The sequence below is a fragment of the Micromonospora sp. WMMC273 genome (assembly GCF_027460285.1).
Taxonomy (GTDB): Bacteria; Actinomycetota; Actinomycetes; order Mycobacteriales; family Micromonosporaceae; genus Micromonospora; species Micromonospora aurantiaca.
This window is the reverse complement of record NZ_JAPZBE010000001.1, coordinates 2,608,939-2,622,825: the sequence shown is the minus strand read 5'-3', so window position 1 is coordinate 2,622,825 and position 13,887 is coordinate 2,608,939. Positions and strand designations below refer to the sequence as shown.

General features: G+C 74.6%; 15 protein-coding genes. 7 read left to right on the top strand and 8 right to left on the bottom strand.

Annotation, left to right across the window (positions count from 1 at the left end):
• Positions 1–297 precede the first annotated feature (297 nt).
• Positions 298–1,131, top strand: a complete 834-nt coding sequence (locus O7611_RS12150) for a hypothetical protein (RefSeq protein ID WP_442929343.1) — start codon at positions 298–300, stop codon at positions 1,129–1,131.
• 10 nt (positions 1,132–1,141) lie between these two features.
• Here O7611_RS12150 and O7611_RS12145 read toward each other — a convergent pair whose 3' ends face one another.
• The 5 genes from O7611_RS12145 to O7611_RS12125 form a co-directional block, all read right to left on the bottom strand.
• A complete protein-coding gene (locus O7611_RS12145) occupies positions 1,142–1,627 on the bottom strand; it encodes an ATPase (protein ID WP_194801681.1) in 486 nt (161 codons plus the stop codon).
• Between the two features lie 118 nt (positions 1,628–1,745).
• Positions 1,746–2,192 carry a response regulator gene (locus tag O7611_RS12140; protein ID WP_120570165.1) on the bottom strand — a complete coding sequence of 149 codons (447 nt, stop codon included), beginning with the start codon at positions 2,190–2,192 and terminating at the stop codon, positions 1,746–1,748.
• Between the two features lie 71 nt (positions 2,193–2,263).
• On the bottom strand, positions 2,264–2,611 hold the full coding sequence (locus O7611_RS12135) for an STAS domain-containing protein (protein ID WP_194801682.1): 348 nt from the start codon (positions 2,609–2,611) through the stop codon (positions 2,264–2,266).
• A 75-nt stretch (positions 2,612–2,686) separates the two neighbouring features.
• Positions 2,687–3,733, bottom strand: a complete 1,047-nt coding sequence (locus tag O7611_RS12130) for a cobalamin B12-binding domain-containing protein (RefSeq protein WP_194801683.1) — start codon at positions 3,731–3,733, stop codon at positions 2,687–2,689.
• Positions 3,730–5,490 carry a PP2C family protein-serine/threonine phosphatase gene (locus tag O7611_RS12125; protein ID WP_194801684.1) on the bottom strand — a complete coding sequence of 587 codons (1,761 nt, stop codon included), beginning with the start codon at positions 5,488–5,490 and terminating at the stop codon, positions 3,730–3,732. The genes O7611_RS12130 and O7611_RS12125 overlap by 4 nt, the downstream gene beginning before the upstream one ends.
• Positions 5,491–5,745: 255 nt before the next feature.
• Here O7611_RS12125 and O7611_RS12120 point away from each other — a divergent pair, with 255 nt between their 5' ends.
• Positions 5,746–6,090: an STAS domain-containing protein gene (locus tag O7611_RS12120; protein ID WP_194801685.1), complete on the top strand. Its 345-nt coding sequence runs from the start codon at positions 5,746–5,748 to the stop codon at positions 6,088–6,090.
• Between the two features lie 43 nt (positions 6,091–6,133).
• Entirely contained in the window at positions 6,134–6,481 is a 348-nt protein-coding gene (locus O7611_RS12115; protein WP_269696850.1) for an STAS domain-containing protein, read from the top strand.
• A gap of 95 nt (positions 6,482–6,576) precedes the next feature.
• Here O7611_RS12115 and O7611_RS12110 read toward each other — a convergent pair whose 3' ends face one another.
• On the bottom strand, positions 6,577–6,891 hold the full coding sequence (locus O7611_RS12110; RefSeq protein ID WP_194801686.1) for a hypothetical protein: 315 nt from the start codon (positions 6,889–6,891) through the stop codon (positions 6,577–6,579).
• Positions 6,892–7,075: 184 nt separating this feature from the next.
• Between O7611_RS12110 and O7611_RS12105 the strand changes: the two genes are divergently transcribed.
• The 3 genes from O7611_RS12105 (at position 7,076) to O7611_RS12095 (ending at position 10,088) form a co-directional block, all read left to right on the top strand.
• Positions 7,076–8,047 (top strand): DUF2267 domain-containing protein, encoded by a 972-nt coding sequence (locus tag O7611_RS12105; RefSeq protein ID WP_269696849.1) that lies wholly within the window; start codon positions 7,076–7,078, stop codon positions 8,045–8,047.
• 71 nt (positions 8,048–8,118) lie between these two features.
• Positions 8,119–8,907: a spermidine synthase gene (locus O7611_RS12100; RefSeq protein ID WP_194801688.1), complete on the top strand. Its 789-nt coding sequence runs from the start codon at positions 8,119–8,121 to the stop codon at positions 8,905–8,907.
• 38 nt (positions 8,908–8,945) lie between these two features.
• On the top strand, positions 8,946–10,088 hold the full coding sequence (locus O7611_RS12095) for an AI-2E family transporter (protein ID WP_269696848.1): 1,143 nt from the start codon (positions 8,946–8,948) through the stop codon (positions 10,086–10,088).
• A gap of 27 nt (positions 10,089–10,115) precedes the next feature.
• Here the strand turns inward: O7611_RS12095 and O7611_RS12090 are convergent, their stop codons facing one another.
• Complete coding sequence (locus O7611_RS12090; RefSeq protein ID WP_269696847.1) at positions 10,116–11,414, bottom strand: NAD(P)/FAD-dependent oxidoreductase; 1,299 nt, start codon at positions 11,412–11,414, stop codon at positions 10,116–10,118.
• 100 nt (positions 11,415–11,514) lie between these two features.
• Between O7611_RS12090 and O7611_RS12085 the strand changes: the two genes are divergently transcribed.
• Positions 11,515–12,960 (top strand): M20/M25/M40 family metallo-hydrolase, encoded by a 1,446-nt coding sequence (locus O7611_RS12085; RefSeq protein WP_269696846.1) that lies wholly within the window; start codon positions 11,515–11,517, stop codon positions 12,958–12,960.
• Positions 12,961–12,970: 10 nt separating this feature from the next.
• Here the strand turns inward: O7611_RS12085 and O7611_RS12080 are convergent, their stop codons facing one another.
• The gene (locus tag O7611_RS12080; protein WP_269696845.1) at positions 12,971–13,516 is read right to left on the bottom strand and encodes a GNAT family N-acetyltransferase; all 546 of its coding nucleotides are present in this window, start codon (positions 13,514–13,516) and stop codon (positions 12,971–12,973) included.
• Positions 13,517–13,887 lie beyond the last annotated feature (371 nt).

Below are 13,887 nucleotides of genomic sequence, written 5' to 3'. Positions count from 1 at the left end.
CGCGGAGTGTCCGATAGCGAGGCGTCGATCCCGGCGGGTCGGTGGACCGCCGCCCCGCGCAGGCTTTCCGACCAGGGCACCCTCCGCCGAACGGAGGAGCCGGGGGTACGCCGCCACCGGCTCGGCATGACGTCCGTTTCACACCGCTGAAACCGACATAGGCATTCTTCCGGGTACGCGAGGTTGGCGGTTTTCATGATTCAGCACCCCTAATGCGGCCCGCGAATCCGGCAGATTGTGGCGCATGCCACCAATCACCCCGATGGCAAAGGCCCGGAAGCTTTCTAGCCTCGGCGGGTGCATCCCGACGACTCCGATCATCAGCCGCTGCCCGCCAACCGCCCGGTTCGCCGAACGATTGACCCGGCATCAGCCGAACGGAGAGTGGGGCGTCACCGCGCCCCGGGACCGCCGCGACGCGGCCCGGCCCGGACCGTACCCGGCCGGATCGCTGTCGCCACCGGCGTCACCTGCTGCCTCGGCCTGATCGGCGTGGCAGGCGTCGGCGAGACCGGCCCGGCGCACCTGGAGGTACGCGAGGCGGTCGCCGACCGGGCCGCCGCCGACCAGCGCGCCTCCCGCGACTTCACCCGGATCGCGCCACCGGCCGCTGCGGCCCTGCCGCCGCCGGCTCCCACGCCCAGCGCCACCCCGGCGACGAAGAAGCCGGCGCGCAAGCCTGCGCCGCCCAAGCGCCCTCGGCCGGTCGCCGGCCTGGACCAGCGGCAGATGGACAACGCCAAGGCCATCGTCGACGTGGGGCGGGAGATGAAGATGCCCCGCCGGGCCCTGGTCGTCGCCGTCGCCACCGCCATGCAGGAGAGCGACCTCTACAACCTGGCCAGCGACGTACTGCCGGAGTCCTTCGACCACCCGCACCAGGGCAGCGGCTCCGACCACGACTCGGTCGGGCTGTTCCAGCAGCGGCCCAGCAGCGGCTGGGGCACCGTCGCCCAGCTCATGCGGCCGGCGTACGCGACCCGGGCCTTCTACGCCGCGCTGCGCGAGGTGCCCGGCTGGGCGGACATGAGCGTCACCGCCGCGGCCCAGGCGGTGCAGGTGTCCGCCTACCCCGACGCGTACGCCCGGCACGAGAAGCGCGCCACGACCGTGGTGGCGGCGCTGGTCTGACCGGCGCGGGTCACGCGGCGCTGCGCCCGTCGCCACCGGGGCGCACGCCCGCCGCGGCGGTGGGGGTGTCCACCGCCACCCGATCGCCCCGCGCACCGGCCAGGATCTCGTCGACCCGGGACTCCCGGCGGCGGCGGGCCAGCAGGGCCGCCTCGAACTCGCGGCGGGCCCGCACGGCCTCGGCGTACGCCTCCTCCCGCAACCGGCGGGCCTCCTCGCGGGCGGCCTCCAGCTCGGCGCGGGCCTGCGCGAGCAGCACGGCCGCCTCCCGTTCGGCGGCCGGCGGGCGGGACGTGCCGCCCTCGACCGGAGCGGTACGGCGATGCAGGAAATCGCACAGGTGCAGGGCGTCCGACCGGATCTGGTCCCACTCCCGGCCGGCCCCGGCGGCACCCTCCGCACGCGCCGCCAGCCGTCCCAGCCGCAGGCTCAGCTCGTCCAGGCAGGCGTCCACCTGCCGCCTGTCGTAGCCGGTCTCCACCACCGAGAACCTCATGCGTCGCCCCCCAGGCAGCCGGTGTGCGTCCCCACCAGCCGATCCTGCGGTCCGGGCGCTCCCGGGCGCGGCCGTTCCCACAAAATGTGCAGGATGCGGGGGCCCGGACTTCCCGCCCCTACTGGTGCTTCGGGAGCACGACCACCCGTCCGAAGAACTCGTCGATCCGGCGCACCACGTCGTTGAAGTCGTCCAGGTCGATCGGCTTCGTCACGTACGCGTTGGCCTGCAGCGTGTAGCTGCTGACCACGTCGGTGTCGGCGTTGGAGGTGGTGAGCACGACGATCGGGATGGTCCGCAGGCTCTCGTCACCCTTGACCTCGCCGAGCACCTGCCGCCCGTCCATCCGGGGCATGTTCAGGTCGAGCAGGATCACGTCCGGGCGCTGCGCCTCGGTGTGCCGGCCCTCGCGGCGGAGGAACTCCATCGCCTCCTGGCCGTCGGCGACCACGTCGATGACCTTGTCGACGTCGGAGTCGGCGAGCGCCTCCTCGATCATCAGGACGTCGCCCGGGTCGTCGTCCACCACCAGGATGCGAACGGGGCTGGGACTGGTCTGACCCATGGGGTTACCTGTTTCTCGGTGAGGAGGGCGTCCGGCCGCACGGCCGGCTGCTGGCGGGGAAATGTATCGGATCAGGAGGCGGCCGGCGCGGTCGGGTCGACGGTGTCGCGGTCGTGGTGGAGCACCTCGGCCAGCCCGGTCACCTGGAGCACCCGGGCGACCCGCCCGGTCGCCCCGGTGAGCCGCAGCCAGCCGCCGTCGGCGGCGGCGACGTTGTCCCCCCGGACGAACGCCGCGATGCCGGTGGAGTCGCAGAACGTCAGGTCGGTGAGATCGAGCAGCAGCTTACGGTGCCCCTCGGCGATCAGCCGGTCGATCGCCGAGTTCAGCTCTCCGGCCGTGCCGAGGTCGAGCTCGCCGGCCAGCCGGAGGCGGGCGCCGCCCCCGTCCCGCTGGGCGTACGTGACGGTGAACGTCACAGTGGCCCCCCTCGCTCCCACCACAGGAAACACTTGCAGTGGTGCAAGTATATGCGACGGTCGCCCCGGTGCCCGTCAGCGGCCCGCCGCCGACAGCCCGCCCACCAGAGCGCGGCCCCGGTCGAGGAAGGCGGCCGCGCGCGGGAAGTCCCGCAGCTGCTGTCCATAGTGCTCCAGCGTCAGCCCGACCGCGCCCGCCGGCACCCCGCGGCTGACCAGGATCTCCACCAGCCACTCGACGAACCCGGTGAACAGCGTCGCGTCGTCCACGTAGAGCGCGGCGGCCAGGAAGTCCACGATGTAGCCGAGGTCGCTGATCGTGGAGTCGAGTTGCGCGGGCGTGTAGTCCGCGGTCGACGGCACCCGCTCCCGCAGATCGGCCAGGGCGCTGTCGATCAGCTCGCCACGCCGCTTCACCAGGCTGGCGTACTCGTCGTCGGCCAGGTGGTCCAGCCGCGCTGGCGGCGCCTCGCGCAGCGCTCGCTCGTCGGCCACCAGGTCCGCCGCGGCCGGCGCGTCGGGCGCCCACGGCACGCCGAGCACACGCGCCCAGCGGCCGTCGTCGCCGAAGCCCCGGCCACCGACCACCACCGGCACGTCGGAGCGGCGGCACGCCTCCACCATCCGGTGCGCGTGCGGCAGCCGCATCGGCAGCGCGCAGGCCAGCGCCACCGCCTCCGCGTCGTAGCGGTGCAGGTAGGACACCAGGTGCGCGGCCGGGACACTGGCGCCGAGGAAGACCACCTGCCAGCCGCGCAGCCGCAGCACCTCGGCCACCAGCCGGGCCGGCAGCGCGTGCCACTCGCCGTCCATGCAGGCCATCACGATCCGCCCGCGGGTCGGGCGGGGATCGGCGTACCCGGCCACCGCCGCCACCACCCGCTCGCTGATGTGGGTGGCGGCGTGCTCCTGGGCGACGCTCCACTCGTTGCGGGCCCAGCGTTCTCCCACCTCGGCCTGGGCCGGTGCGACCAGGTCCAGCAGCACCCGCTCGGCCGGCACACCCGCTTCCAGCAGCCCCCGGGCCACCGCCACGGCGGCGGACTCGTCGGCGTCGGCCAGGCACTCCAGGTAGCGGGGGAAGGCCTTGCCCGGATCGGCCTCGACGGTCGGCACGGTCACGCGGACAACTCCCTCGTCGGTTCGGTCACGGCCGGGTCCGGCACCGCGTGCAGGTGCCGCGGCGCCCGCCCGGCCGGTCCGGTGGCGCGCAGCGCCAGCACCGCGATGTCGTCGTGGTCACCGTGCGCGAGCCAGTCGCAGGTCACCTGCTCGACCCGCTCGGCGAGCGCCGGCGCGGGCATCCGGTGGCAGCCGGTCACCGCGTGGAGCAGCCGCTCGGGGCCGAACTGCTCGTCGCCGCGCCGGCCGCCGCGCGCCTCGGTCACCCCGTCGCTGTAGAACAGGCAGGTCTCCCCCGGCGCCAGGTGCACTGTCACCTCGCCGATGCGGGGATCGGGCACCACGCCGATCAGCATGCCGCGCAGCGGCACCACCTCGACCTCGCCGGACTCCCGCAGCACCAGCGGCGGCAGGTGCCCGCCGCCGGCCAGGCTCAGCGTCAGGCCGCCGTCGCGGTGCGGCCGGGCCACGCCGAGCACCAGGGTGGCGAACCGACCCTGCCCGTGCGCCTGCGTGGTCTCCAGCAACGCGTCGTTGAGCAGCTTCAGCAGCCGCCCCGGCTGCGTCTCGACCCGGTGCAGCGCCTGCAGGCACTGGCGCAGCTGGCCGGTGAACACGGCCGCCTCCACGCCCTTGCCGGACACGTCACCGAGGAAGAAGACCGAGCCGCCGTCGGCGAGCCGGTGCGAGCCGTAGAAGTCACCGCCGATGCGCAGCCCGGCCTGCGCCGGCCGGTACGCGGTGCCCCACTGCACGCCCGTCGCGGCGGCCGGCTCGACCGGCAGCAGGCTGGCCTGCAACGTGTCGGCGACCTCAGCCTGGTCGCGGTAGAGCATGGCGGTGGTCAGCGCCGCACCGGCCCGGGCTGCGAACGCGCGGACCAGGTCCATGTCGGCCTCGTCGTACCAGCGGTCGGCGCGCCGCGCCACCAGCAGCGCACCGGCAGGCGCCTCCCGGCCGGGCAGCGGCACCACCCGCGCGGTGGCGCCGGAGGCACCCAGGCCGGGCAGCCAGCCGGCATCGGCGGCCTGCTCGACCAGCCAGTCCAGCTCGTGCGGCTCGGTGCCGGCCAGGCCGGCCTCGATCGCCGCGGGAAGCGCCGTGGCCGGCAGCACCCCGCTGTCCACCACCGGCGGCCGGTCGTCGGCGCGTACCGCCCGCCACCAGCGGGCCCGGCCGGAGCGGGGGGCGAGGACCAGGACCGCCACGTCGGCCGCCGTGGGCACGGCCAGGCGCACCACCGCGGCGGCGGCCCGGTCCGGGTGCAGCGGGTTGCCGAGCTTCTCGCCCACCACGGCGAGGAACGCCGAGCGGGCCCGCTCGGCCAGCAGCGCGTCGGCCCGGCTGACGATCTCGGTGACGTCGTCGACGTACCAGCAGCGCCGGCGGCGGGACAGTGCGACCGGGCGTACGCGCAGCCGCCGCCCGTGGTGGGTGAACTCGGCCGGCCCGTCGCCGCGCAGCGGGGCCGGACCGGCGGCGGCCAGCAGCTCGCCGGGCGTCACCTCGGGGATCAGGCGCTCCGCGACCGGGCTCACGTGCTGGACGACACCGTCGGCGTCGCAGACGACCAGGCCCTCACGGAAGTGCTCGACCACCTCGGACCAGTTCGGGACGGTGAGGTCGCGGTCGGCGGCCAGCGGCGGCAGGGCGGACGGCGCGGGCGCGCCGGCGGACCACGCCGGAGCCCGTGCGACGCTCGGCGTGGAGATCCGTCCGTCGCCCGGGTCGGCACCCCTGACGTCGGCAGCAGTCACCAGCTGAGCCCCACTCTCCTCGTCGACACCCGGGGGCGCCGGACCCGGCGCCTGTGGTCACGTCTCCCCGCCCACCCTACGCCGGTATGCCGGGACCGCCACCCCACGGCGCTGCCAGGCCCGCTCGCGCGTCCAGCGAGGTGATGCCGCTGTTGTTACGATCCTGTCATCCCGGTCCCGGCCGGCAGCCCCGCGGAAAGGCGTGACGTGGTTCCTCAACGGAGAAGGCCCGAGGCGAGCCCGCTGAGCATCTCCGTGGATCGTTCCGACCCGGCCGTTCCGGTGGTGGTCGTCGGCGGCGACCTGGCGTACGCCACGGCGACCCCGCTGCGCGCCGAGATCGACCGGCTGCTCGCCGCGCGTCCGGTGACGCTCGTGTTCGACTTCGGCGACCTGCAGTTCATGGACAGCACCGGCCTGTCCGTGATCGTGCACGCCTGGCGGGAGGGCCAGCACGCGGGCACCACCATCGAGCTGCGGTCGGTCCCCCGGTTCCTGGAGACCATCCTCGACCTGACCGGCGTCACCGGTCTGCTCGACCGCTCGCCGGTCGACGACGCGCCGGGCCTCGCCGCGCCGGGTTCGGCCGCGTCCGCGTGACCCCGGGGGTTTCCCGGCCGGGCACGGCTGGGAACATGGGAACGTGCCCTCCCAGATGTTGACCATCGAGGTGGACCGGCTCGACGCCGGTTCCGCCCGGGTGCGGCTGACCGGAGAGCTGGACTTCGACACCGCGCCGGAACTCGTCGACGCCGTGGCCGACCTGCGCCGCGACGGTCACCAGGAGCTGGAACTCGACTTCGCCGGGGTGGACCTCTGCGACTCCTCCGGCCTGAGCGCGCTCGTGGTGATCCACCGGGCCGGCACCGGGGCGATCCGCCTGGTCAACCTGAACCCGCAGATCAGGCACCTGCTGGACCGCACCGGCCTGGCCGAACTGCTGGCCGCCCCGCCGCGCGACCTGACCGGCGGCGTCCGCGAGGTCGGCTGACCCTGCCCAGTTCGACCCGTCAAGCGGGCTGAGCGACGGGCGGACAGGGGTGGCCCCCGACCCTGGGACCAGGGGCCGGGGGCCGGGAGGATGGCTCAGGCGGCAGGCTCGGCCTGCCGGTGCCGCGTCTCGTCGCGCGACTGCCCCGCGAGCGGAGGCTCGACGTCCTCCGGCGCGCCGGAATCAGGCGTCTGGAACAGATAACGGACGAAGTCCCCACTCATGTCGTCGTCGTCCGCGCCGGGCCACTGCCCGACACAGTCGACACCGACCACCTCGCGTCCGCTGCCGTCGTGGTGTTCCAGCAGCGCCCACAGGGTCACCGGGTAGGAGCGGGTGTCGTCCGGGCCGATGCGCCAACGGGCGTACCAGCCGGGACGGGCGGGGACGATCTCCACGATCCGTTTCATGTCGACCTGCCCTTCCGCGTGCGTCGGAAGTTGTCCGGTCCGTCCGAGCCTGCCGCCCGCCGGGGTGAGCGCTCCTCACCCGCAGCGAATGAAGCGTCCGCCCCGGCGGTCCGCCGTTACCTTCCCGGCAGCGCCGGGAACGCGGTGGGCGCAAGCGCAACCGACCCAGGAACGAGGTGCGACGATGCGCAAGCAGATGGAGGGCGACAACCAGCGCCGCCGGGCCCTGGCCCGCGAGGCCCGCGAACGAGGGCTGCGGCCGAGCCAGACCGGCGCCAGCCTGAGCGCGTCCAAGCAGGTCACCTCGCTGGACCAGCACGACCGGTCCGGCCCGCCGCCGGCCGGACGGCACAAGCCGGACACCACCCGGGGTGGTCCCGCGCCGCCGCCGGTCGCCGTCGCGGAGCAGCAGCGCCCGCTGCCGGAACCGACGCCGTCACCCGGGGTCTCGATGGCTTACCGGGATCTCGTCGACGACGTGAGCCGGCGCGCCGGGGTGGACTTCACCACGGCCAAGGTCGCGGCCGAGGGCACCGTGCTGGCCCTGGCCCAGGCGCTGGACGAGGCGGAACGGGAGCGGCTGCTGGAGGCGGTGCCGCTGACCCTGCACGACGTGGTGCCGGTGTACGGCCTGGAACGCCGCCGCGACCTGCCCGGCTTCCTGGCCGAGGTCGGCCGGTACAGCCGCCTCACCCCGGAGCAGGCCCGCTACCAGGCCGAGGCGACGCTCGCCGCGCTCGCCGAGGCCGACGCGGAACTGGTCGAGTCGCTGCACGTACCCGACGAGTTGCGCGACCTGCTCGGGCCGACCGACTTCGGCGGCGGCCTGGTGGGCGCGTCCTCGGCCACCGCGCCGCTGACCGAGGCCGAGCTGCGCGACGCGCTCGCGACGCTGCCCTACTGGTCCAGCGACCGGCGCTCACTCGTGCGCACGATCGAGCTGCCCGGCGGCAACCTGGACCGGGTGCTCGACCGGCTGGACCGGCTCAAGTCCGACGTCGGGCGGTCGCCGCAGATCGGGCGGCCGGACCCGGACAACGCCGTGCTGACGGTCCGGACCCAGCAGGTCGACGGCGTGACGGCGGCGGACGTGGACCTCGCGCACCGGGTGGACGCGGCGGTCGACGAGGCCGGCGCCGGGATGGCGGCCGGCTGACCCGGCGGCGGAACGGCCCCGGTCCCACGCGGGCCGGGGCCGCCCGTGGCCGCGCGGTACCGTGTCCCGCCGTGGATCACGACGACACCGAGACGCTGGAGATCGTGGTGGACCCGGCCCGCCCGTCCGGGCGCACGCTGCTGGCCGACGGGGTCGAGCAGTCGTACGTGGACGTGGCCGACGCCCGGTACCTGCACTTCGAGTACGTGCGGCGGATCGCCGCCGCGATCGACCTGGCCGCCCCGCGCGGCGTGGCGCTGACCGCCCTGCACCTGGGCGGCGGCGCGCTCACGCTGCCGCGCTGGCTCGCGAGCACCCGGCCCGGTTCGGTGCAGCGGGTGATCGAGCGCGATCCGGGCGTGGTCGAGCTGGTCCGGCGGAGGCTGCCGCGGCTGCCGCCGGAGGTGGTGGTGGCGCTCGGCGACGCCCGGGAGGCCGTCACCGGGGAGCCGTCCGGAACGTACGACGTGGTGGTGGCCGACGTGTACCGGGCGGCCCGGATGCCGCCGCAGGTGGCGGCGGTCGAGTTCGCGGCGCAGGTGGCCCGGGTGCTGCGCCCGGACGGCCTCTACCTGATCAACCTCACCGATCTGCCGCCGCTGGCGCACACCCGGGCCCAGGTGGCCACGCTGCGTGCGGTGTTCGCCGACGTCTGCCTGGTCGCCGACCGGCGGATGCTGCGCGGACGCCGCTACGGCAACGTGGTGCTCGCCGCCACGCCCACGGCGGGCCGGATCCCGGTGATCCGGCTCGCCACCCGCGTCGCCGCCGACCCGGTGCCCGGAACGGTGCTGCACGGCACGACGCTCGACGCGTTCGCCGCGGGCGCCCACCCGGTCACCGACGCCGACCTGGGCTGAGCCGGTTTTCGTACCCCCAGCGCGGGTAGCCGCGCCGGATGAGCGCCGCCGACGATCGGTCCATCGCGCGCCGGACGCTGATCGTGATCGGTCTGGTCCTCGCCACCGGGGTCGGGCTGGCGCTGGTCTGGGCGACCCGGCGGGTGCTGGTGTGGGGGCTGGTGGCGGTGTTCTTCGCGGTCGCCCTCAAACCGCTCGTGGACCGTCTCGAACGCCGGGTACGCCGCCGTGCGCTCGCCACGCTCCTGGTGTTCCTGGCCGCGTTCGCGCTGTTCGCCGCCGTGGGCGCGCTGATCGTGGTGCCGCTGGTGGACGAGGTCGGCCGCTTCGCCGACCGGGCACCGGAGCTGGTACGCGAGGCGCAGGCCGGGCAGGGGCCGCTCGGGCGGCTGCTGGACCGCTTCCACCTGCTCCGGTACGCCGAACCCGGCCAGCTACGCCGGTACGGCGCCCGGCTCGGCGACCCGACCGTAGGGGTGGTCCGCAGCGTGGCCCAGGCGGTCGCCGCGCTGGTCACCGTGGTGGTGCTGGCGTACCTGATGGTCCTGGAGGCGCCGAAGATCGTGGCCGCCACGCTGCGGCTCACCGGCGACGGCGCGGCGGCGCGGTTGCGGCGCATCGGGCGTGGCTCGTCCCGGATCGTCACCGGCTACCTGAGCGGCAACCTGCTGATCAGCGTGATCTGCGGCGGTCTGACCTTCGTCGTGCTGTTCCTGCTCGGTGTGCCGTTCGCCGCGGTGATCGCGCTGACGGTCGCCGTGTTCGACCTGATCCCGCTCGTCGGCGCCACGCTCGGCGCGCTCGCCGCGGCCGGCGCGGCGTTCCTGCACTCCCCCACCGCCGGCCTCGTGGTGCTCGTCTTCTTCGTGGTCTACCAGCAGGTGGAGAACCACCTGTTGCAACCGGTCATCATGGGCCGCGCGGTGCGGTTGAACCCGTTGACCGTGCTGGTCAGCGTGCTGCTGTCGGTCGAGCTGGCCGGGCTGGTGGGGGCGCTGCTGGCGATCCCGGCCGCCGGCATCGTGCAGGTGCTGCTGCGCGAGTTCGCGCCGGCCGGGCGGCAGGCGCTGCCGCAGCCCGCCGACGGTGGTCCGGCGGGTCCGCCCGACACGGGCTCGGCCGACGGCGCGACTGTCCCGCAGCTGCCGGAGACGCCGGAACGGCCGCCGGCCGGCGGGTGAGGGCCGGCCGGCGGGTGCGTGTGCGGTTCAGCGGCGGCGGGCCAGCTCCGGTGACTCGCTCTCCAGCGGCACCGCGTTCGCCGGGACCAGCCCGAGCTGCACGGCGGGCCGGGGCAGCGTCGCGTCCAGCGCCCAGTCCGCCGCGACCCGGGGCCGGTTACCGGGCATGGCGAGCAGGTGGTAACCGCGGGTGACGGCCTTGGCGGGCAGCCCGGCGAGCGGCACCTTCAACGGGTTCGCCGCCGCGTCCTTGCCGCCCAGGTCCACCACCCAGCCCAGGTCGTGGTGCTTGTACGACTTGCGCACGCCCTGCCCGTACGAGGCGGCGATGTTGTGCGCGGCCAGCTTGCCCTGCCGCTGGGCGTGCTGCGCGGTCATCGCGCACACCTGCCCGGGGCGGGTCGGGTCGGGCACGGCGGCGGCGTCGCCGCAGGCGAACACCTCCGGGTAGCCGGGGACGTTGAGGAACTCGTCGACCACCAGCCGGCCCTTCTCGGTGCGCAGCCCCAGTTCGGCCACGAACGGGTCGGGACGTACGCCGACGCACCAGATCAGGCTGCATGTCGGCACGTACTCGCCGTCGGTGAGCATCACCCCGTCCGGCGTGGCCTCGGCGACCGAGGTGCCCATCCGCACGTCCACGCCGCGTCTGCGCAGCACCCGGTCGGCGGTGACCGACATCCGCCGGTCCAGTTCGGGCAGCACCCGGGGCGCCACGTCCAGCAGCATCCAGCGCGGCCGGACGTTCAGGTGCGGACGCTGGGCCATCAGCCGGTCGGTGAACAGCTGCCCGTGCGCGGCCACCTCGGTGCCGGTGTAGCCGGCGCCGACCACCACGAACGTGGCGCGGGCCCGCTGCTCGGCCGGGTCGGCGGTCAGCTCGGCCAGTTCCACCTGCCGGACCACGTGGTCGTGCAGGAACAGGGCCTCGGGCAGGCCGCGGAAGCCGTGGGCGTACTCGGTCACGCCGGGGATCGGCAGCAGCTTGTTGACGCTGCCGACGCTGAGCACGAGGCGGTCGTACGCGAGCTGCCCGTGCTCGCCCTCGATCGAGCGGTAGCCGACCCACCGGTTCTGCAGGTCGACCCGGTCGGCCTCGCCGACCACCACGCGGACGCCGTCGAGCGTGCCGGCGAGCGGCACGGCGATCCGGGTCGGCTCCACCACGCCGGCCGCCACCTCGGGCAGCAGCGGCAGGTAGAGGAAGTAGTCGGTCGTGTTCAGCAGGACGATCTCGGCCCGGTCGCGGGCCAGCCGGCGCAACGTCTTGGCCGCGTGGTACCCGGCGAACCCGGCCCCCACGATCACCACACGTGGTTTCGTCATGCCTGCTGCCGTTCCCGGGCAGACCTGCGACAAACGTGCCCACGATCCATCCATCAGCGGCTATATGGACATTCCTCGTGATCGGCGCGAGGATGCCGGGATGGGAAACCACGAGACCGCCGAGGGTCGGCCCACGAGGTCCAGCCGGCGTACCTTCCTCACCGCCTCCGCGGCGGCCACCGCCGCCGCCGTCGCCACCCCGCTCACCGCCGCCCCGGCCGCCGCCGCGACCGGCGCTCCCCCGGGCCCGGGCCGTCCGGCCCGGCCGCAGCGGCCCGGCCGCGAGCTGACCGCGCTGCTGCGCGAGATCGACAGCCGCCGGATCGAGGCCGTCGTGCGCCGGCTCGCCGCGTTCGGCACCCGCCACACCCTGTCCAGCCAGACCGATCCGGTACGCGGCATCGGCGCCGCCCGCGACTGGATCCACGCCCAGCTCTCCGGGTACGCGGCCGCGTCCGGCGGCCGGATGAGCGTCGAACTGCAGTCGTACGTGCAGCAGCCCGCCTCCCGCATCCCCGTCCCCACCACCATCACCAACGTGGTGGCGACAGTGCGCGGCGACGTCACGCCCGAGCGGGTGTACGTCATCACCGGCCACTACGACTCCCGGGCCACCGACGTGATGGACGCGGTCAGCGACGCGCCGGGCGCCGACGACGACGCCTCCGGCGTGGCGGTGGTGATGGAGCTGGCCCGGGTGCTGTCCACCCGCCGCACCGAGGCCACCATCGTGCTCGCCGCCGTCGCCGCCGAGGAGCAGGGACTGTACGGCTCGGCGTACCTGGCGTCGCAGCTGAAGGCGGCCGGCGCCGACGTGCAGGCGATGTTCAGCAACGACATCGTCGGGTCCAGCACCGCCGACGACGGCACCCGCGACCCGCGTACCGTGCGGTTGTTCGCCGAGGGCGTGCCGACCGCCGAGACCCCGGCCGAGGCGAGCGTGCGGCAGTCCGTCGGCGGCGAGAACGACTCGCCGTCGCGGCAGCTCGCCCGCTTCGTCACCGACGTGGCCGAGAACTCCGCCACCGGCATGGACGTGCGCGTCATCTACCGGCGGGACCGCTACCTGCGCGGCAGCGACCACATCTCGTTCCTGCGCGAGGGCTGGCCGGCGGGCCGGTTCACCGAGCCCAACGAGGACTTCGCCCACCAGCACCAGGACGTGCGCGTGGTCGACGGGGTGCAGTACGGCGACCTGCCCGAGTTCTGCGACTTCGGCTACATCACCCGGGTGGCGCGGGTGAACGCCGCGACGCTGTGGTCACTGGCCCAGGCGCCGGGCACGCCCAAGGGCGTCACGGTGGTGACCACGAACCTGACGAACGACACCACCCTGCGGTGGCAGCGCGGCCCCGAGCCGGACCTGGCCGGGTACGAGGTGGTGTGGCGGGAGACCACCGCCGACCAGTGGCAGAAGGTGCTGCCGGTCGGCGACGTCACCGAGGTGACCATCGACCTGTCCAAGGACAACGTGTTCTTCGGCGTACGGGCGGTGGACCGGGACGGGCACCGCAGCCCGGTCGCCTTCCCGAAGCCCGGCAGCTGAGGCCGGCCGGTCACCGCCCCGGCGCCGGGTCCACCCGATCCGGGGCGGTGACCGCCCAGCGCTCGTGATCCCGCCACGCACCGTCGACGAACAGGTAGTCCGGGGAGAACCCCTCGAGCCGGAAGCCGAGCCGCCGCGCCAGCCGCTTCGACGGCTCGTTGCCGGGCTGGATGTTCGCCTCCAGCCGATGCAGACCGAGCGGCCCGAACGCGTACTCGATCACCAGCCGCACCCCGGCCGAGGCGTGCCCGGTGCCCGCGTACGGGCGGAACGCCGCGTATCCGAGGTAACCGCCGCGCAGCGCGCCCAGCACGATGCCGCTGATGTTCGCGTATCCGGCGATGTCCCCGGTGGCCCGGTCGCAGAGCAGGAACCCGGAGCTGTCCCGCCCCCGGATCTTGCGCAGGTAGGCCGCGTAGCGCTGCGCGTCGTCGGGCGCGGAGAGCCACGGATGGTGCAGGTCGCGGCTGCGCCGGGCGGCGGCGACGAACTCCGCCTCGTCAGCCGGTCGGGGACGGCGGATGGCGACGCGTCCGTCACTGCGCAGATATCGCACAGCGCCACTCTCCGCCACCGCGTCCACCCCACCCCACCCGGGGTGCACTCTCCCACCGCCACACGGGCCGCCGCAGGAGTTCGTGTTCCCCACCAGCGCCCCTTCCGGCACGACCTTCCCGCCCCCTTGTCCCAGCCCGACGTGAGGCCACCCGTCCGGCCCGGACGTGCCGCCCGCCCGGCCGGTCCACCGGCCCAGTAGATCTTGGATCGGCGCTTCGCGCGATCTTGCACCTGGTGCCCCGAGGATGCCCGCTTTGCGAGGTTCGCTGGGGACCAAATTGCAAGATCGCGTGGGCGGGCGGGTGGATTGTGACGGCGGCTCGCACCGCCGCTGGGTGTTCGGTGGGCGATGTCCGGTTCGCTGTGCTG